Source organism: Ruegeria haliotis (assembly GCF_013377785.1).
In the GTDB taxonomy this organism is placed as follows: Bacteria; Pseudomonadota; Alphaproteobacteria; order Rhodobacterales; family Rhodobacteraceae; genus Ruegeria; species Ruegeria haliotis.
Genome location: NZ_JABXWT010000013.1, coordinates 73,624 through 92,778 on the forward strand (window position 1 = coordinate 73,624; position 19,155 = coordinate 92,778).

Genomic DNA, 19,155 nt, shown 5'->3' on the forward strand with positions numbered 1-19,155 from the left:
GCGACGCTTCTGCGGCGCTGCTCCTGCTCGAGAACGATTACTTGTAAACGACGTGGTATCCTTGCTGGCGCAGGCAGGCGGGCTCATAGGCGCGCTTGACCTTTTTGCCGTTCCAGAAACCGACTTTGCACTGTTGCGGCAGGCTATTGGCGTGTTTGTAGTGCTTTTTCAGGCATTTCGTCCCAAGCAACGAACGCTGCCCGTACCCCTTAAACGTACGCAAGCATCGCTGCGGCAGGTTATAACGCGCCACGTGTTGCGGCAGTGGGCGAACAGGGTACTGATCAACCGTTGGAGCGGTGTAGACCGGAGCCGGGGCACGCGTTACGCGGTTCTTTCGTTTCTCTTTATTGTAGTAATGAACGCCTGCGCCAATGATCGCGATAGCCGCAAGCCCACCCAAAACATCCTTGGCGTCCGCCGCCCGCGCCTGTGACGCCGAAACGCCGGTGATAGTGATGGCCGTTGCTACGATCAGAGCGATAAACTTCCGGTGCATGATGCATGTCCTTTCGGATTTTGAGGCGATCCGGACAGGACCGCAAATTCGATACAGCAACACTGGGGGCGGCACCCTCAGACAAGCAATAACGTCCGGTTGTTATCCGATATCAGGACCCGCAAACCCCTTGGGATATTGAATATCACGCAGACTCATGCGCAGGATGCGGCCTATGAAACAGATCCTCTCTTCTCTGGCCCTTGGGGCCCTGATATCCCTAGGCTCTGCTGCATCAGCGGCTGAATGTTACGCGGATTACAAGGCTAAGCAGGACAACCCTCTGCGCCTGCACTACGGCGTCATGCAGGTCTCGGCCTGTGACAAAGGACAAGCCAAGCAAGAGGTCGGCCAGCGCTTGCAAGCATCGGGTTGGACCCTGTTGAACGTACTGTCCGTCTTTGGGCCGGAAGGCTTGGATCAAAGGAAGGCCAATGCCGGAAAATTCTATCTCCGTTTCTGAGGCGCGCCGCTCTGGCGTTCGTCTGGCTGGGTTCGGCATCGCCGCAATCGTTGCGATCCTGATCACCGCCGCCATTTTCCTGTTCTGGACCTTGCCCGACGCCAACGCCTTCAATGCCCGGGTCGAGCGGTTGTTTGTCGAAAGCGATCTGACCTCGCAGGCCGAAATCCGTTTGCTGGAGATCCTTGCACAATCGGGTACGGCCTTTGGCGATACTTTGGCCAGTTACCGAATGGTGATTTACGTCTTGCTTGTGTTCGCCTGCGCCATGCTGATCTCGGCGCTGGTATTTCTGGTGATGCTGGTGCTGCTGAACCGACGCATGGCCCAGATCGAGCGCACGGGCATTCAGGTCACATCCCTGTTGATCAGCCGCGAAGAAAACACCGTCTACCTCAACAACATGGACTTCAAACTGACGCCAGCTGCGATGGAAACCCTGTCGGCCCTGGCCGAATCCCGGTTGGATGACGAAGTCCTGTCCGGCGCTCAGATCGAGGCCGTGATATCGGGTCGGGACGCTTCCGATTGTGACGAGGCCGCCGGTGCCACGCGGATCAAGCGGCTGCGCGATGCATTGGGAAACCAGATGGTCAGCGAGTTGTTGGTCAAGAATATCGCAAAAAAGGGTTACATGCTGTCTATCGAAAAGAACGTCATTCAAATGGTTTGACCATTCGGCTAACAACGCGCGCATTCGAAAAATTCCGCGCCGCCCCTCTTGGAATGACCGCATCAAAGGCCCACTCTAAAGAGACTCAAGGCAAGGGAGGTCGATCATGAACGTCCACGCCGCACCAAAGATCAAAGGTTATGGTATTTCCGTTGAACGGTTAGAGGGCAAAGTTGCCGTTTACCGCGATGACATCCTTTTGGCCGAAAGCGACAACGCCAAGGTGATGTACGAAACGCGTTTACCGCCGACTATTTACGTTCCACGCAAGGATGTATGCGTGGATCTTAGCGAAGAGACCGATTTACAGACATTTTGCCCGTTCAAGGGCACGGCCACCTATCATGACGTCGACCTACTGGATGAGCGGTTAGCCAATTCCGTCTGGGCCTATGAAGAGGCACTGCCCGAAAGCGCCGACATTCAGGGCTGTATCGGCTTCATGCCCAGCGCCTATACCTCCATCGATCTTGGGAACAACACCCTTCGCGAGCCCGACGACGGTAATATCAGCGGTCCGCTGATCGATTGGCTGATGCGCGGCGCTTCGGCGGCCAACACACCTGAGGCATTCACCAAAGCCCTGGCAGAAAAGATGCTGGAACACGGTATCGCGATTCAGCGCCTGAGTATTCTGGCCTGGTCTCTGCATCCCCTGATCGCTGGCAAGCACTATATCTGGGAAAAAGATCTGGCAGAAATCCTGACCCGCGCGCCAACATACGAAATCTACGACCACCCGGCCTTCATCAACAGCCCGTTGCGCCATGTGTCGAACGGTTTGGGCGGTGTTCGTCAAAGGTTGAATGACGAAAACCCACACAACAGTTTTCCCATCATGGAAGACCTGCGGGCCAAGGGGGCGACGGACTATGTTGCCATGCCTCTGCCGTTTTCGGACGGGCGAACCAATGTGTTGACCCTGACCTGCGATCATCCGGATGGGTTCACGACGGAAAATCTGGGGCTGGTCTTTGAATGCTCTTCTGTGATCGCCCGATATTACGAAGTGTTCATGCAACGCGAAAACGCACAGGTGTTACTTGAAACCTATGTCGGCAAACGCTCTGGCGCGCGTGTACTGGGCGGTGAGATCAGGCGCGGAGACGGCGATGAAATTGATGCCGCGATCATGTTCTGCGACCTGCGTAATTCGACCAGTTTGGAGGAACGACTGGGTCGGGCCGAGTATATCACTCTGTTGAATGAGTTTTTTGAAACCGTCTCTGGCATCGTGCACGGCAATGGTGGTGAGGTTCTGAAGTTCATTGGGGATGCTGTTCTCGCGGTCTTTCCATCAATCAATGACGACCCGATTACCGCGCGATCCAATGCGCAACACACGGCAATCGAAATTGTCGAAAGATTGGGGGAACTGCGCGAGGCAGGTACCGATGTCCACTGTGATTGTTCGATTGGCGTCGCTTACGGGCGCGTGACCTATGGCAATGTCGGCTCGCGCGAACGATTGGATTTCACTGTCATCGGACAGGCCGCGAATATCGCTGCCCGACTGGGTGAATACGGTAAGGCAACCGGTCACCGAATTGTCGTCTCGGAAGATATCGTGCCCGTCTGCGCCAACGCACTGCCCTTGGGAGAGGTCAATCTGTATAACGTGTCGCAACCCGTTACCTCCTACGCGTTACGCACCTCGGCAGATGATATCCTGAACGGTTAACACGACCGCCATTTCTACACATGGCACCCCAAATTCGGACTTTGAGCCGGATATCCATCGGGCTGGTGTAGCACGCATTCGGCAACACTTGCGTTTCACGGTTACGCGCACAGACATCCACGCCCCCTGCATATAACTGTTTCGGCTAGCTGACGGCGCCCAATAAAACCAAAGCGGTTTGCGCAGGGGATATGGTGTTTTGCAGCTGTGCGATTTGACTGCGCGCCAAATAGGTGTCCGTCAGCCGCCCGACGGCCTCCTGATCGGCGAACTGAGCCAGATCATCAGATCCAGTCAGCTGAAACAATCTGTCTTTGAATTCCGCCAACTGCGTATCGATATCCAATTGTGCAAATGAAGAAGGCAGCCCAAGCGCGGTTTCCATCATACTACGAAGCGGCGGTAGCCCCATCAGATCGAACCATTTCGTATCGACACTCGAATTCCCTTGGGCCAAATCGGTCAATGAATGCTGTGCATAGAGCGAGATACGCATCGATGCGTCGGATTCTCCAACCGAAACCTCGAACTGTGCGACCAGGTTATCCTCAGCAATCCGCTCCATATTCGTCACAAGAGCAGTCTTTCTGACCTCGCCTGGACCAAACCCAAAGGCATCTGAAAACGCGCGATACCTTTTGTCTGACAGACGATTGGACAGTGCATCTTGGGCGTTTGTGCCATCCTCCAGGATTTTCTGGATAAAGAATCGATTGTCCAGATCGCCCTCTAACCCAAAGGCACCCAGCGCAACTTGTAGCAGGCGCCGATCCGAAACCAGTTCCTCTGCGGTTTGCACCTTACTGATGTTCTCCAGAAAGTACTTGGTCTCTCTTTCATTGACGTTCGAGGACGAGAACGTCTGGAATTGTGCGTCATACGTTCGCTGCAGAAATCGCCAGCCGACCACTCCTCCTGAAGGTATGACAGGCTGAAAGATCATTGTTGATAGGCCATCAGCCGCTCTTCACGCGGCAGAAGAGATCGCAGAGATTTTAGGCATTTATAGTATTGCTCGGCCACCAATGCGTCCGTTGCTTCGGACAGAACACGACGACTGTCTGCATCCGTGAAGACTTGGCTCAGCTCTTCAACCCGGCGTAACAGTTGCTGGCGGGCCTGATCCGGCTCTGTATCGCCGGACAGGACCAACTGCGCTGCATAACACACACGGCGGACCGGTGTATTCACTTCGTCCGGGTGGATCGCATCCCTCAGCCGAAGAACATTGGCCTGCGGCGTCATGATCGAGAACCGGCTGCGGCGATCCCCATTTTCAATCACGACACCGTTGACCAGAACTCTCTCTTTTGGGGCAAGTTTCAGGACCAACCCGCTCATCACGCGGTTCCCATCTGGCGTAGACCGCGCAAAACTGCGGTGTTGATTTCAAGCAATGGTTCGACCGGGGCGTTATTGCCCAGAACCTGGCTGCTGTGCTGTTCAGTAAATTCCGCCAAGTAGAAGATTCGGGCCCGCAGATCGTTTGGCAATGCGTTATCCGAATCTGACACTCCGGTCGCCAGTACCGTCCAAAGCCTGCGATTCTCGTGCAGTGCCTGAACAAACGCGGCAAAATCCGTTGTTTTTTTGGCGGCTGCCGCCTTGAGCCGACGCGTAATCTTCGAAATTGCTTCGTATTCCGTATCGCGGGGTGTGCGTGTCGGAGCGGCAGTCTGCGCGTACGCGCGGTGAGCAAGCGTTTGCGGTGTCACTTGAAATCCTTCCAATGGGCCGTCTTCATGCGTTCACGATGGGGGCGGGAAAAAACGCGCCCCCACCAGGTTCGAAACTTAGCGGAACAGCGACAGGATAGATTGCGGTGCCTGGTTGGCGATCGACAGTGACTGGGTGGCCAGCTGTTGCTGAACTTGCAGGGCCTGCAAGCGAGCCGAGGTCTCTTCCATATCGGCATCAACCAAAGCGCCAATGCCCGATTTGAACGAGTCGGTCAGGTTGGAGACGAAGTTCTGCTGCGTCTCGATACGACCTTGCGCCGAACCAAATGCTGCCGCGGCATCAATGGACGTGCCGATCAACGTCTCAATGGTACCAAGCGCGGCCGCCGCACCGGCATCACTGGAAACATCAATCGAGCTCAAAGCACCGAGACCGCCGGAACCCGCGTTGGTGAACTGAGCCGAAACGGTAACGTCACGATCCGCATCAGCGCCAGCCGTCGCCGTCCCTGTGACGAAAGACAAATTTCCCGGCGAAGCCGAGTCATAGTCGATCGCAACACCGGTAATACCGAGTGCATCAATCTGGTTCTTCAGCCCGACTGCAACAATGGCATCTGTATACGCGGCGTCATATGTGCCCGAAGGATCCAGATCACCGTCCTGCACCGTATAGGACGCGACTTTATCTCCAATCGTGATCGAGATCTTATCCCCGGCCGCAAAGTTGTCGGTGCCACTGTCGATCACGACATCACCACTGCCACCGGTTTTGTCCATGGTGAAACCGGATGCATCATTGTCGGTTGTCGCGTTATCTGAACCTGCCAGTACGCCCTTGCTGACATAACCACCGGTAGACAAGTCCTGACTTGCAACCGAAATCGATGACGAGTTCACGTTTCCGGAGCCGTCCCGGTCAAGCGACGACAAAATCGAAGCAGTGCCTGCGGAACCATCCACCAGATTAAGGCCGTTGAACTGCGCCGCACCAACCACCGAGGCAATCTGATCACGCAGAGCGGTGACGTCATCGTTGATCTTGCCCCGATCAACGTTGTCCTCCTGCGCCGCGACGATCTTTTCCTTCATCTGGGTCAGCAGGTCGGTCACTGTTTCCGAGGCGTTACGCGCCACGGCAACCGTCGATTCACCCAGGGCGAGGCTATCCTTGATGGCATTGAACCCTTTGACATCTGATTCCATCACTTTGGAAATCGCCCAAACAGCAGAATTGTCTTTCGCGGTGGCGACATCCTTGCCTGTGGAAATCGCATTCTGGGTCATTTCCAGGTTCTTGTTGACAGACTTGAGGGTTTGCAGCGCAACCATCGCGCCGTTGTTTGTCAGAATACTGGACATAGCTTTCATCCTTTTCCGTTTGGGCCCTTTACGCCCATGTTCACCCCGCAACGTTCGCGGGCCTTGGTGTCTTTCTGACCTGTGCGACGTGCCATGTGGTCGTTCGCGCCACCTGCTGTTTCAGGTGCAAGACCACTTTTGGGCCCGATCCCCTAACGGAGTGCTAAAACGCCCGAACCGGAAATTTCAGATTTGAATCAAACCCCGGCCTATGCCCGTTTTTCCAGCTTTGCATGGCTGCGAACCGAGAATCCGCTGCGTTGCCCATCTGCGCCGTAGGTACTGAATTCCTGCCTGACCCGGCGCAATTCGGCCATGCGGCCCGCAACGGCACGAACCCCTTCGGCGGCACTGTTCAATAACGCCTGATTGCGCTCGACCTTTTGCTGAACTCGAATCAGGTCCTCACTGTCCAAAACCTGCAAGTCGTTGATCGCTCCGATCAGCTTTTCCTTTTCGGGCACCATATGGGTCAATCGATCCAGGTCGCCTTCGACAAGCGCAGCGCGCTCCAGTTCCAGAACCTCTTCCAGGGATTTAAGCAGGGTCGTGTCGCGCTCAGTCGCCATTGGTTTTCTCCATCATTGATTTGAACAGAATCTCAGACAAACCAACGCCGCCAGACTGTGCCAGTTGCTGCGCCTGTTGCTGCACAAGGAATGAAGCGAACTGATCCTCACCCGCACCACCCCCAAAGGATTGACGTGTTTTGCCCAACCCTGCTGATTTCAACATTTCGGCCAGAAACGCTGCCTCAAGCTCAACAGCCGCAGCCTGCAATCTGTCCGAAGTTGTTGGTGTCTGAACCACTGAGGGAAGTGCTGAAACTTGCATTTATTTCTCCGAAATTTACGTCGAACTTTCTTGATCAAAGATGATAGCAGTTAAAATAAACGTAACTTCCTGCAGGCAGTTTCCCGGTTAGACACACGGAGCCGGAGCAAAATGCCCAACTCGCTTATGCTGGCGACAACAACGCCAACCACAACCGCCAAAGCTGATACCAGCCAACGGGATCAACGCGATTCCAAGGGATCGATGAATTTCCAGGATGTTCTGAATCAGGAGGCGACTCCAAGCGAGACAGAGACCGAGATTGAAATCGAGGAAACGTCGGGCATCGCGCCTGAGCCGGAGGTCGAGCTTGTAGATGTCGAGGTCGCACCCAGCGAACAACTTGACCTGATGGCCGGTGCGCGAGCGGACCAACCGATGAGATCCGTTGAGGGCACGAATATCATGTCGCCCGACCCCAACCATGCGCCAGAAATTGGAACACTGAATCCGGCACCTCTCAATTCTACCGACATCTCGCTGGAAATTGCGCCTGACAAAGACCAGCAACAGGGTCTGGTTAAGGTTGATCTCTCGATTCCGACCGGTTCACGCCATCCAACGCCCGTACTTGCGACCGATAAAGGGGTCCACCCTCAGATGTCCGCGAAAATTCGGCCCGAGATTGGTGCTCCGGAGGGGAAAGCACCTGCTCAACAAACCCTCTCCGCTGCGCCTGACGCAAGACCGGCAGTCACACCACCTGCAAAGGAAATGGCACAAACAGATGGCCTGCAACCATCTGTCACCCTGCCGGGTCCTCGACCCAAACCTCAATTGCCGGAACGAGGTCCAACAGTGGCGCAGATACAATTGATGGCCTCTGCCAAATCCACCGAAACAGAAAAGACCGCACCAGTGCCGGAGGCAGAGGGTCTATTCGCCGCCAGAGATGAACCGACGCTTCAGTCTGCGCGCGATACGGCGCCTCAGTTGAATGCGACAACGGCAACTGCCCGTACAGAAGTGGCGCGGGCCATCGCCAACCAGATGGCCACTGCCATTCATTCCCGGCCAGGGTCCGGAGTTGTGGAAATCGCCCTGAATCCGGAAGAGCTGGGTCGGGTGTCCATTGTGCTCAACAGTCGAGAAGACGGGTTGCATCTGACAATCGCAGCCGAACGCCCCGAGACGCTGGACCTGATGCGACGGCACATTGCTGATCTGACCGCAGAATTCCAGAAATTGGGTTACGGCGAATTGTCCTTTGATCTGGGAACATCGCCGAATCCACACCATGACGACACCGACGCACGGGCTGGGTCGTTCTTTGAACCGGCCTCGGACGAACACGACACTCAGACCGCCCCCGCCCTTCAACGAACGGCCCCTGGCAGGGGCATTGATATGAGGCTTTGACGCATGATCACCGCTACCTCTTCCGCTCAAAACACGGCTCAGGCACAAGCTGCCGGGACGTCGCAGGCATCCGCCGTCACTTCGGATTTTGAGACGTTTTTGCTCATGATGACGGCACAAGCGCAAAATCAGGACCCGTTGGAACCAATGGATTCTTCGCAATACGCGTCGCAACTGGCGCAGTTTTCGATGGTGGAACAGCAAGTTCAGACAAATGATCTGTTGTCGGCGCTGGCGACAGCGATGGGCAGCATCAATCTGGACGAGTTGGCCAGCTGGGTCGGCATGGATGTTCGGTCGGCTTCGGCTTTTCACTTTGATGGTCAGCCTGTGACCGTGTTCGCCCAACCCGATCTTGCAGCGGACGCGACTACTCTGGTGATCCGCGATGGCGAAGGGGCCGAAATTGACCGCATCACAGTGCCAGTAACAGATACGGAGTTTGTTTGGGCCGGTACGGACGCAGATGGGAATCCTCTGGCTGCGGGGAATTACTCGGCGACACTGGAGAGCTATAAGGATGGTGAACTGCTGTCCGAGGAACTGGCGTCAGCCTACAATCGCGTTGTCGAGGCGCAGGTGGGGGATGACGCCATTCTACTGACTCTGGAAGGTGGTCAAGTTGTTTCGGCAGGTCAGGTTACGGCGATTCGAACTGGCACTTGATCTGCCGGGGCGGACGGGCCAAACCTTGGCAAATCCCGAGTCGCCCCATGAATTGGAACAGCCGCTGTCCACCCTGCCCGTCCCGCCACCAGACCTTGTTGAACAACTCTGTGCCCGGGGGTTGGTCGTTGAAGGGGCGTTGTTTGAAACACTGTATGGCGGGCGCACCAATCAGGTGTGGAAGATATTGGGTGGCGATAGCGATAAAGTCCTAAAGCTCTACCGCGCTTCCCTGCGCAATCCATTATTTCGCAACGATGCGGCGCTTGAGGCCAGGTGCCTGCAGGCACTTGAAATCACCGGTTTTGTTCCACGGTTGCGCGCGACAGGTCGGCATCATAACGGCAGTTGGGTGTTCTACGACCATGCGCCGGGATCGCCATGGCGGCAGGAACCTGAGGGCGTTGCTACACTGCTGCGCAAGCTGCATACGCTTGCGGTGCCGATCTCAGTCCCGAACGGATGCAATGGCAGCGCTGATCTGGCACTGCATGGACAAGAGATTCTGGACAGTTGCACATCAGAGACACGCCACAGGCTGGCCAAACTACGCCCTACGGAATTGGTCCACCCAACGAAACACACCTGCCTGATTCACGGTGACCCGGTAGCCGGTAACATACTTGTCGCGGAAAGTGGCATGACCCTGATTGACTGGCAATGTCCCGCTATCGGTGACCCTTGCGAAGACCTCGCCTTGTTTTTGTCTCCGGCCATGCAACGACTATACCGGGGGTCACCTTTAACTCAGTCTGAAGAAAATCAATTCCTGTCGGCCTATGGGCAACCTGAAATCATCGACCGTTATCAGACACTGCGACCCTGGTTTTGCTGGCGCATGGCAGCCTACTGTCTGTGGCGCATCGAAAACGGGGCTTCTGACTATGCGGAGGGTCTGCAATTGGAATTGGACGCTTTTTAGCAGTGTCAGATATCAGCCAATGCCATAGCAGCATACGCTGGAGGCATGATCGCGCGGCGCAATCGGCCAAAGGGAAACCGTCCGGGAACCTGTGTCATCGCCGCTGGCACTTCACTGTCTTGTCCCAGCGCCAACCGCGCCAACGCCCGGCCGCTATAGGTACCCATCGCCACGCCGTTTCCGTGATATGCAAATCCGGCAAACAGACCCGTCTGTTGCGGGACCGGGCCGACAAACGGCATCAACCCCCGAGACAAGCACACCATGCCTGACCAGATATGTGTGGCTTCCACCCCGGACCACTCGGGAAACATGCGTCTGAAATCCCGCTGTACCCTTTGTCGAATTGCGGCCTCGGACCGGGATGAGGACCGCAGCCCGCCCCGCATTCCGAACAGAAACCGCCCATCCGGCATCAGTCGAAAATAATGCAGAAGGTTGCGCGTGTCATAACACATCTGATCCGAGGTCCAGCCCTGCGCCAACCGCTCAGATTGGGATAGCGGGCGGGTCACCAGAACGGTGGATTGTGCTGGCATGTAGCGCCCGGACATCCAGATCGGGATGTCGTCACTGGAATACCCATTGGTACAGACCAGAACGACTGAAGCTTTGATGCGACCATTGGGTGTGTGCAGCAAAAAGTGCGGACCCGACTTTTGAACTTCCAAAACCGAGCTTTTCTGAAAAAACTCTGCGCCCAGCGATTTGGCGACTGCGGCGAGGCCAAACAAGTACTTTCTTGGGTTCAGACCAAACCCTGTCGACGTAGAATAGCCGCCGTGAAACGGACCACCGATGCCCAACCTGGATAAATCACTACGCTCGTGCAGCATACCGGTTTCATCGCTATTTCGCCGCAACTTCTCCATTGCCCGCCGGGAATGCGCAAGTTGGGTTTCGCCATTTGAATGAGTATCGGCGTCAATCTGATGCGTTGCCAGCAATTCGGAGACCAAGTGGACTGCATCCCTTTCAGCCTTTGCATACGCTCCAGCTTCGGCATCACCGAATCGGCGAACCAGTGCTCCATGATCCAGCTTTGATCCACCCAGACAACAGAACCCGCCATTGCGACCCGATGCACCCCACCCCGGCGTTTCCGCCTCGAAGACTGCGACTGAAGCGGAACTTTCAGCCAGACGCAGCGCAGCTGAGACACCGGTGAAACCGCCGCCTATGACGGCGACGTCAATGCTCAGCTCGCCTTGTTGCACCGGCCAGTTCGGGCTGGCGATTGTTTCATCCCACCAACATCCGTCTCGCGGACCGGGGCCGTACGCGTAGTCTGAAAATACCCGCTTCATTCCGCGCGGGCCGCGGCCATTTCATCCTGCCGCTGACGAACCATAGCGCGCTTGGTGACAAGCGACGCCGTGATCACCCCGACGGTAACGACAGCAATCATGATAGTTGAGAGCGCATTGATTTCAGGACTGACACCCAGCCTGACAGCCGAAAAGATCTTGATCGGTAGGGTCGTGGCAGATGGCCCCGAAGTGAAGGACGCGATCACCAGATCATCCAGCGACAGGGTAAAGGCCAACAGCCAGCCCGAAATCACGGCAGGCGCAATGATCGGCAACGTCACTAGGCGAAAGGCCTGCGCCGAAGAACAGCCCAAATCCAGTGCCGCCTCTTCCAGTGACTGATCAAAGGTCACAAGGCGCGAAGAAACGACGACCGACACGAAGCACATCGAAAAGGTCGTATGTGCAAGAACGATGGTCAGAATACCCCGGTCCAGTCCGATACCAATGAACAACAACAGCAGAGACAGGCCGGTGATCACCTCGGGCATGACCAAAGGTGCGTAGATCATGCCGGAAAACAGCGTGCGGCCAAAGAACCGCCCGCCGCGCACCAGAACATAGGCGGCGGCCGTCCCCAGAACAGTCGCCAGTGTTGAAGAGAGCACTGCAACACGCAATGTGACCCAGGCGGCTTTCAGGAACGCCTCGTTCTGCACCAGCTCTCCGTACCACTTGGTCGAGAACCCGGCCCAGACGGTGACCAGCTTACTTTCATTGAAGCTGAAGATGATCAGAATGATCATCGGGATATAGAGGAAAGCAAACCCCAACGTCAGGGAAACCGTGTTGAACCAGCTTAGCCTGCTCATTGCTCGGCCTCCGTCTGTTTCTGCTGATTGCGCTGGAACAACACGATCGGGACGATCAGGATCAGCAACAGAACGATCGCCACAGCGCTGGCAACGGGCCAGTCGCGGTTCGAGAAGAATTCCTCCCACAACACCTTGCCGATCATCAATGTACCGGAGCCGCCCAGCAACGAGGGGATTACGAACTCACCGATCACCGGGATCATCACGAGAAAACAACCGGCAATGATGCCAGGTCGGGACAGTGGGATCGTCACCAGCCAAAAGGCTTGCAAACGCGAGCACCCCAGATCCTCGGCCGCTTCGATCAGCGACCCGTCCAGTCGTTCAAGCGCAGAATAGATCGGCAGGATCATGAAGGGCAGATAGGTATAGACGATACCGATATAGACTGCCGTCGGCGTGTTCAGAATGGTCAGCGGGGTCGAGATGATACCTGTCCACAACAGCAACTGGTTCAGGTACCCTCCCTCACTGAGAATGCCCATCCAAGCATAAACGCGGATCAGGAATGAGGTCCAGAAGGGCAGGATCACCAGCATCATCAATGTCGGGCGCCATTCCTCTGGCGCGCGAGCCATGCCATAGGCGAACGGATACCCGACCAGCAGCGTCAGCACCGTCGAGATTACGGCGATCTTGACGCTGGACAGGTACGCTTTCCAATACAGATCATCCTCTGCCAGCCAGACGAAATTCTCCAGATCCAACTGACTGAAGAAATTCCTGATACCGGCCCAGCCCTCAGACAGATCCAGCGTCGGCAAATAAGGCGGAATCGCAAGAGCGCTGTCTGACAGCGAAATCTTCAGTACGATGAAGAATGGCACCATGAACAGCGCCAACAGCCAGACATAGGGTATGGCGATCAAAAGGACGCGGCGCATCAGTTCGCCAACAGAACCGCAGCCGTCGCTGTCCAGGACAGCCAGACCGGGTCTTCCCAGGTAAAGGACCGACGCGAGATGCGGCGGGTATTGGCCGTCTGCGCCTTGATGATCGTGCCGTTTGCCAACTCGACATAGTAGGTGGACAGATTCCCCAGATAGGCGATGTCATGCACTTTGCCTTGAATGGCATTAATGGCGTCTGCTGGCCGCTCGGCCGAAATCGTCACCTTCTCGGGGCGGATCGCCAGATGGCAGGATTGGCCGTTCGACACTCCGGCAGAGGATGTTGCGGTCAAAGGAGCTTGCCCCTCGGCCCAGTCGATTTGAAAAGCCTCATCCCCGGTTGCCGTCGCGCGTCCTTCGATGATGTTCACATCGCCAATGAAATCAGCGACGTAGACCGAGTTCGGGTTTTCATAAATGCGGTCCGGCGTGGCTACCTGCTTCAGTTGGCCCTGATCCATGACAGCGACCCGGCTGGCCACAGTCATCGCCTCTTCCTGATCGTGGGTCACGATCACAAATGTGGTGCCGGTCTTTTCCTGAATATCCATCAGCTCGAACTGGGTGTCCTGCCGCAGTTTTTTGTCGAGCGCACCCAATGGCTCATCCAACAACAGCAGTTTTGGCGCCTTGGCCAGTGACCGCGCAAGCGCCACGCGCTGACGCTGACCGCCCGAGATCTGATGCGGTTTGCGTCGGGCGAATTGCTCGAGCCGGGTCAGGCGCAGCATCTCTTCGACGCGCGCCTCAAGATCAGTCTTGGGCATGTTGTCCCGCCGCAGGCCAAAGGCGATGTTGTCCCAGACACTCAGATGCGGGAACAGGGCGTAGGACTGGAACATCATGTTCACTGCCCGCTTGTTGGGCGGGACCGGATCAATGTCCTGACCGCTTAGCAGAATATGCCCTTCGGTCGGGGTCTCAAACCCGGCCAGCATCCGCATCATTGTGGTCTTGCCACAGCCCGATGGCCCAAGCAGCGCAAAAAACTCACGCTCGAATATATCCAGCGACAGATTGTCGATTGCAGTAAAGCCTCCAAAACGTTTGGTGACGTTCTGGAACTGGATCAATGGTTTCGCCTGTGGGTCTTCCCACGGCGCAAAAACGTCAGAGTTCAAAGCGGCCCTCGCATGTCGGTTTGGACAAGGAATGCACTGGGCGGAGTTGGCGCCGCCCAGCGCGGGATAATCAGGTCAGGTGCCTGACTTGATCTTGGTCCACATGCGCGTCACGACACGCTGGGTTTTCTGCGGATAGGGGCCTTTGATATAGGTGTTATCCATGGCCTCCTGAGACGGGTAGATCGCGGGATCTTCAATCACTTCGGCCTCCAGAAACTCCTGAGCCGCCTTGTTTCCGTTTGCGTAATAAACATAGTTCGACGCCGCAGCCATGTTCTGCGCGTCCAGCATGAAGTTGATGAATTTATGTGCGCCCTCTGAGTTTGGCGCATCAATGGGCACGGCCATCTGATCGAACCACATCTGCGACCCTTCCTTGAACGCATTGTAAGCGATTTCTACCCCGTTATCCGCCTCATCGGCGCGGTCGCGTGCTTGCAGGATATCGCCAGAATACCCGACGGCGACGCAGATATCACCATTGGCCAATGCGTTGATGTATTCCGAGCTGTGAAACTTGGTCACATAAGGCCTGACCGCGGCAAACACCTCTTCGGCTTTGGCAATGTCAGCCTTATCATGTGAATTGGGGTCCACGCCCGCATAGAGCATTGCCGCAGGCACCATCTCGTCCGGCGCATCCAAGAAATAGACGCCGCACGCAGACAGTTTTTCCATGTTCTCCGGGTTAAAGATCAACTCCATCGAGTCGATAGGCGCATCTTCACCCAGAACTTCGGTAACCTTGCCAACGTTCACACCCAACCCGGTCGTGCCCCACATATAGTTGACCGAGTGTTTGTTGCCGGGATCGAATTGGGCAACACGATCTGCGATGACATCCCATGCATTGCCAATGTTTGACAGTTTCGAGGCATCAAGTTCCTGAAACGCGCCGGCCTGAATCTGACGGCTCATGAAGCTGCCGGTCGGCACCACCACGTCATAACCGGATCCACCCGCCAGCATCTTGGTTTCCAGAACTTCGTTACTGTCGAAAACATCGTAGATCAGGGTCAGACCCGTTTCTTCCTCGAATTTGTTCAGCAAGTCTTCGTCAATGTAGTCGGACCAGTTGTAGACACGCACCTCTTCGGCGAGTGCTGCCGAAGTCCCCAATGCGATGACCGCTGTCAGTGTCAGCGTTTTGATTGTCATATTCTTCTCCCTGCAATTGTACGGGTATTCTCCCGTTTTTTTAGATTTGATCAAGTTTTGCGTTTTCCCCCGATCCGGCGTATGGTTTCATGAGGTTTGACACCTGGCTAGTCAGGGCCAGCCGAAATAGGATGAACCAATTGGAATTGATCGAGAATAGGGCCTCTGCAGCAACGTCAACGGGCGATAAGCGCCCGGCTCATGAGCAGGTTTATCAAGCACTCAGATCACAGATCCTGTTTGGAGAGCTGGTCCCCGGTCAACCTGTCACGATTCAAGGTCTGACTGATTCACTGGGTGTTGGCATGACCCCAGTTCGCGAAGCGATTCGCAGGTTGATTTCAGACGGGGCGCTGATTTTTCAGGGCAATCGCCGGGTCAGTGTGCCGCTTTTATCCACGGGCGATATTGAAGAGATGATATTCGCCAGAAGGGCAATAGAATCAGAACTTTCAAGGCGGGCAACGGGAAATTTGCAAGCTGCGGATATTGACCATCTGGAACGCATTGATCGCCATCTGGATCGCACTATCGCTGACGGAGATGTCAGCGGGTATCTTAAATTGAATCAGGCCTTCCATGAGACCCTTTACGCACACGCAAATACCCCGATTCTGAGCGATCTCGCCGAGAGGCTGTGGCTGAGATTTGGCCCTTCATTACGGGTCGTATGTGGACGATTCGGCACCCAGAGCCTGCCAGATCGGCACAAAGAAATTATAACTGCACTGCGCAACGGGGACGCCGAACAGGCCGCAAGGGCAACGATACAGGACATCGAACAAGGAATGGAGTTGATGGCAGAGGCCCTCACCTCAACCTGACTCAGTGCGATTCGATTGACAGGTTGAAATTTGATCATATTGTGGCCGCCAACCGCTTATGCAGGAGAATCCCCAATGTCCATCATCACCAATCACGTGCCGACCGACGAACTGCAGGCACTGGATTCAGCACATCACATGCACCCGTTTTCAACCAATGATGAGCTGGGCAAGGAAGGGGTACGCGTCATCACCCGCGCGAACGGCGTTTACCTGACCGACAGTGAAGGAGAGGACATTCTGGACGCCATGGCCGGGCTGTGGTGCGTCAATATCGGCTATGGTCGCGACGAACTGGCAGATGTGGCCGCGCGTCAAATGCGCGAGCTTCCGTATTACAACACCTTCTTCAAAACGACCCATGTCCCGGCTATCGCACTGGCTGCCAAGATTGCCGAACTTGCGCCCGGCGATCTGAACCACGTCTTCTTTGCCGGTGGCGGGTCTGAGGCAAATGACACCAATATCCGCCTCGTGCGCACCTATTGGGCTGAAAAGGGTCAGCCCGACAAGAACATCATCATCAGCCGCCACAATGCCTATCATGGCTCGTCCGTGGGATCGGCCTCGTTGGGTGGAATGGCCGGCATGCATGCGCAGGGTGGCATTCCGATCCCGGACGTCCATCACATCAACCAGCCTGACTGGTGGGCCGAAGGGGGCGACCTAACCCCCGAAGAATTCGGTCTGACCCGTGCGCGAGAACTGGAAGAGGCCATTCTGGAATTGGGCGAAGATCGCGTGGCCGCCTTTATCGCCGAACCTGTGCAGGGTGCGGGCGGTGTGATCGTCGCGCCTGACACGTACTGGCCAGAAATTCAACGCATCTGTGACAAGTACGATATCCTGCTGATCGCGGATGAGGTGATCTGCGGCTTTGGCCGAACCGGAAACTGGTTCGGCTCCGAAACCGTGGGAATCAAACCGCATATCATGACCATCGCCAAGGGCCTCAGCTCGGGCTACGCACCCATCGGCGGCTCGATCGTCAACGATGAGATTGCCAAAGTGATCGGCGGCACCGAATTCAACCACGGCTACACCTATTCCGGCCATCCGGTCGCGGCAGCCGTAGCGCTGGAAAATCTGCGTATCCTCGAAGAAGAAAAGATCGTGGACCATGTGCGCGACGTGACCGCCCCTTACCTGAAAGAAAAGTGGGAAGCACTGACAGATCACCCGCTGGTGGGTGAGGCCAGGATCGTCGGCATGATGGCGTCCATCGCATTGACGCCAGACAAGGCAAGCCGTGCCAAGTTTGCGTCAGAGCCGGGGACTGTCGGCTATATCTGCCGGGACTGTTGCTTTGCCAACAATCTGATCATGCGCCATGTGGGGGACCGTATGGTCATCTCTCCACCACTGATCATGACACCCGCAGAAATCGACGAGATGTTCGTTCGAATCCACAAGTCTCTGGACGAAGCGCAGGCTGAAATTACCCAGCAAGGATTGATGAAAGCCGCGTCCTGAATGTGCAACCAGGTTGGATTCGGGGCGGTCTGTTCAGGCCGCCCCTTTTCGTTATCGCATCCGCTGCAACAGCATCAGAGTGGCATAGCCATCCGGAACCAATCCTTGCGCCACCTGATAAGCCCGCACAGCGTTGGTCGTGTTGGGGCCTATGCGCCCGTCGATGCTTTGCGTGTCAAACCCGGCCTGTGTCAGACGTGTCTGCAGCTCTTTGCGTTCGGTGAAGCTCAGCACCCGGTCACCACGCGGCCAATCTGACTGAAACGGGTCATGACCCTCCAACCGGTCAGACAGATGGCCAATACCGATTACATAGGCATCTGCACCATTATATGTCTCGATCACCCCAAAGTTGTCGAAGATCATCAGCGCAACGCCCTGCCCACCTGCTGGCAGCAAAATCGCGGCCTGGCCATGATCAGGCACAGGATTGCCGTCCTGACCCACCACACCGCGCGTGGCCCATTCAGATGGCATCAGAGTAATGTCCCGCTTGGCCGTGGAATAATCGAACCCGTCCGGCAAGCGCACTTCGACCCCCCAAGGTTGACCCCTGGTCCAACCGTGCCGCGCCAAATACGCCGCCGCCGAGGCCAGCGCATCCGTCGGGTCATCCGACCAGATATCGCGCCGCCCGTCGCCGTCGAAGTCAACCGCATGATCCAGATACGAGGTCGGCATGAACTGCGTATGCCCCATCGCTCCGGCCCAACTGCCGGTCATGGCTCCGGCACTGACGTCCCCTGCCTGAATGATCTGCAAGGCCGCAATAAGCTGGGTCTCAAAAAACTGCGCCCGTCGCGCGTCAAAAGCCAGCGTGGCCAGTGACCGGATGATCCGATTGCTACCCCGGTATGACCCGAACGAGGTTTCAAGCCCCCAAATCGCTGTCACAACTTCTTTCTCTACACCGTACTGCTGCTCGATCCGTTCCAGCACCTGCCTGTGCTGCGACAGAGCGGCCCGCCCGTTGGAGACCCGCGTGCCGGATACAGCTGAATCCAGATACTCCCAGATCGGGCGTGAGAACTCAGCCTGATTGCGATCCCGTTTGATGACGTCCTTGTCGTAGGTCAGGTCGGTCAACGCTCTGCTAAGCGTTGCCTGTGACAGGCCTTGCTGAATCGCCCTCTCCTGGAAAGCCCCCAGCCACAACTGAAACCTCGCGTTTCCTGTCGCCGCCACCCGCAACGCCTCAACCGAAGGTCGCGGCACTGGGCGAACCGAGACGGTCACGTCTGCCGACGCCAATTGTATCGTATTGTCCAAAGGCCTGCTCTCGGGCCTCAGTGAGTTGCCTGTGGTATCCGCCTGCACGACGGATGCCCACAATGCGGCGGTCATAACGCCACCTATGCATTTGCGCATTCCGTTTTTCCTGATTACTGCTCAATCTCAGGATAGCGCAAAATCGACAATTCAC

The 19,155-nt window shown here is 56.2% G+C and carries 21 protein-coding genes; 8 read left to right on the forward strand and 13 right to left on the reverse strand.

The features are described 5' to 3' along the window. Nucleotides 1–37 precede the first annotated feature (37 nt). Complete coding sequence (locus tag HW561_RS17810; RefSeq protein ID WP_176866718.1) at nt 38–499, reverse strand: hypothetical protein; 462 nt, start codon at nt 497–499, stop codon at nt 38–40. Nucleotides 500–674: 175 nt separating this feature from the next. Between HW561_RS17810 and HW561_RS17815 the strand changes: the two genes are divergently transcribed. The 3 genes from HW561_RS17815 (at nt 675) to HW561_RS17825 (ending at nt 3,316) form a co-directional block, all read left to right on the forward strand. Next, nucleotides 675–962: a hypothetical protein gene (locus tag HW561_RS17815; RefSeq protein WP_176866719.1), complete on the forward strand. Its 288-nt coding sequence runs from the start codon at nt 675–677 to the stop codon at nt 960–962. Then, the gene (locus HW561_RS17820; protein WP_176866720.1) at nt 934–1,635 is read left to right on the forward strand and encodes a winged helix-turn-helix domain-containing protein; all 702 of its coding nucleotides are present in this window, start codon (nt 934–936) and stop codon (nt 1,633–1,635) included. Before HW561_RS17815 ends, HW561_RS17820 begins: the two co-directional genes overlap by 29 nt. Nucleotides 1,636–1,741: 106 nt before the next feature. Beyond that, on the forward strand, nt 1,742–3,316 hold the full coding sequence (locus tag HW561_RS17825) for a DUF427 domain-containing protein (RefSeq protein ID WP_176866721.1): 1,575 nt from the start codon (nt 1,742–1,744) through the stop codon (nt 3,314–3,316). 145 nt (nt 3,317–3,461) lie between these two features. Here HW561_RS17825 and HW561_RS17830 read toward each other — a convergent pair whose 3' ends face one another. The 6 genes from HW561_RS17830 to HW561_RS17855 form a co-directional block, all read right to left on the reverse strand. Further along, nucleotides 3,462–4,226: a DUF1217 domain-containing protein gene (locus tag HW561_RS17830; protein ID WP_328803303.1), complete on the reverse strand. Its 765-nt coding sequence runs from the start codon at nt 4,224–4,226 to the stop codon at nt 3,462–3,464. 29 nt (nt 4,227–4,255) lie between these two features. Next, complete coding sequence (gene flbT, locus HW561_RS17835) at nt 4,256–4,657, reverse strand: flagellar biosynthesis repressor FlbT (RefSeq protein ID WP_176866723.1); 402 nt, start codon at nt 4,655–4,657, stop codon at nt 4,256–4,258. After that, complete coding sequence (flaF, locus tag HW561_RS17840) at nt 4,657–5,031, reverse strand: flagellar biosynthesis regulator FlaF (protein ID WP_176866724.1); 375 nt, start codon at nt 5,029–5,031, stop codon at nt 4,657–4,659. The genes flbT and flaF overlap by 1 nt, the downstream gene beginning before the upstream one ends. A 78-nt stretch (nt 5,032–5,109) precedes the next feature. Beyond that, a complete protein-coding gene (locus HW561_RS17845) occupies nt 5,110–6,357 on the reverse strand; it encodes a flagellin (RefSeq protein ID WP_176866725.1) in 1,248 nt (415 codons plus the stop codon). A 209-nt stretch (nt 6,358–6,566) separates the two neighbouring features. Beyond that, nucleotides 6,567–6,926 (reverse strand): flagellar export chaperone FlgN, encoded by a 360-nt coding sequence (locus HW561_RS17850; RefSeq protein ID WP_176866726.1) that lies wholly within the window; start codon nt 6,924–6,926, stop codon nt 6,567–6,569. Beyond that, nucleotides 6,916–7,191, reverse strand: a complete 276-nt coding sequence (locus HW561_RS17855) for a rod-binding protein (protein ID WP_176866727.1) — start codon at nt 7,189–7,191, stop codon at nt 6,916–6,918. Before HW561_RS17855 ends, HW561_RS17850 begins: the two co-directional genes overlap by 11 nt. A gap of 111 nt (nt 7,192–7,302) precedes the next feature. Here HW561_RS17855 and HW561_RS17860 point away from each other — a divergent pair, with 111 nt between their 5' ends. Genes HW561_RS17860 through HW561_RS17870 form a run of 3 tightly spaced genes read left to right on the forward strand, consistent with a single transcriptional unit; the run spans nt 7,303 to nt 10,138 of the window. Then, nucleotides 7,303–8,550, forward strand: coding sequence for a flagellar hook-length control protein FliK (locus HW561_RS17860; RefSeq protein WP_176866728.1), 1,248 nt, complete (start codon nt 7,303–7,305; stop codon nt 8,548–8,550). A gap of 3 nt (nt 8,551–8,553) precedes the next feature. After that, nucleotides 8,554–9,216, forward strand: a complete 663-nt coding sequence (locus tag HW561_RS17865) for a flagellar hook capping FlgD N-terminal domain-containing protein (protein WP_176866729.1) — start codon at nt 8,554–8,556, stop codon at nt 9,214–9,216. Between the two features lie 25 nt (nt 9,217–9,241). Continuing rightward, nucleotides 9,242–10,138: a phosphotransferase family protein gene (locus HW561_RS17870; RefSeq protein WP_235962970.1), complete on the forward strand. Its 897-nt coding sequence runs from the start codon at nt 9,242–9,244 to the stop codon at nt 10,136–10,138. A 5-nt stretch (nt 10,139–10,143) separates the two neighbouring features. Here the strand turns inward: HW561_RS17870 and HW561_RS17875 are convergent, their stop codons facing one another. The 5 genes from HW561_RS17875 to HW561_RS17895 all read right to left on the reverse strand — a co-directional run bounded on the left by HW561_RS17875 (nt 10,144) and on the right by HW561_RS17895 (nt 15,435). Then, on the reverse strand, nt 10,144–11,445 hold the full coding sequence (locus tag HW561_RS17875; protein WP_176866730.1) for an NAD(P)/FAD-dependent oxidoreductase: 1,302 nt from the start codon (nt 11,443–11,445) through the stop codon (nt 10,144–10,146). Beyond that, nucleotides 11,442–12,260: an ABC transporter permease gene (locus HW561_RS17880; protein ID WP_176866731.1), complete on the reverse strand. Its 819-nt coding sequence runs from the start codon at nt 12,258–12,260 to the stop codon at nt 11,442–11,444. The genes HW561_RS17875 and HW561_RS17880 overlap by 4 nt, the downstream gene beginning before the upstream one ends. After that, on the reverse strand, nt 12,257–13,147 hold the full coding sequence (locus HW561_RS17885; RefSeq protein WP_176866732.1) for an ABC transporter permease subunit: 891 nt from the start codon (nt 13,145–13,147) through the stop codon (nt 12,257–12,259). Before HW561_RS17885 ends, HW561_RS17880 begins: the two co-directional genes overlap by 4 nt. Further along, nucleotides 13,147–14,274, reverse strand: coding sequence for an ABC transporter ATP-binding protein (locus HW561_RS17890; protein WP_176866733.1), 1,128 nt, complete (start codon nt 14,272–14,274; stop codon nt 13,147–13,149). Before HW561_RS17890 ends, HW561_RS17885 begins: the two co-directional genes overlap by 1 nt. A gap of 75 nt (nt 14,275–14,349) precedes the next feature. After that, nucleotides 14,350–15,435 (reverse strand): polyamine ABC transporter substrate-binding protein, encoded by a 1,086-nt coding sequence (locus tag HW561_RS17895; RefSeq protein ID WP_176866734.1) that lies wholly within the window; start codon nt 15,433–15,435, stop codon nt 14,350–14,352. Nucleotides 15,436–15,575: 140 nt separating this feature from the next. Between HW561_RS17895 and HW561_RS17900 the strand changes: the two genes are divergently transcribed. Both HW561_RS17900 and HW561_RS17905 read left to right on the forward strand, forming a co-directional pair. Further along, the gene (locus tag HW561_RS17900) at nt 15,576–16,259 is read left to right on the forward strand and encodes a GntR family transcriptional regulator (protein ID WP_235962971.1); all 684 of its coding nucleotides are present in this window, start codon (nt 15,576–15,578) and stop codon (nt 16,257–16,259) included. A 75-nt stretch (nt 16,260–16,334) separates the two neighbouring features. Then, complete coding sequence (locus HW561_RS17905; RefSeq protein ID WP_176866736.1) at nt 16,335–17,732, forward strand: aspartate aminotransferase family protein; 1,398 nt, start codon at nt 16,335–16,337, stop codon at nt 17,730–17,732. A 51-nt stretch (nt 17,733–17,783) separates the two neighbouring features. Here HW561_RS17905 and HW561_RS17910 read toward each other — a convergent pair whose 3' ends face one another. Then, nucleotides 17,784–19,100 carry a lytic murein transglycosylase gene (locus HW561_RS17910; RefSeq protein ID WP_176866737.1) on the reverse strand — a complete coding sequence of 439 codons (1,317 nt, stop codon included), beginning with the start codon at nt 19,098–19,100 and terminating at the stop codon, nt 17,784–17,786. Nucleotides 19,101–19,155: the final 55 nt, after the last annotated feature.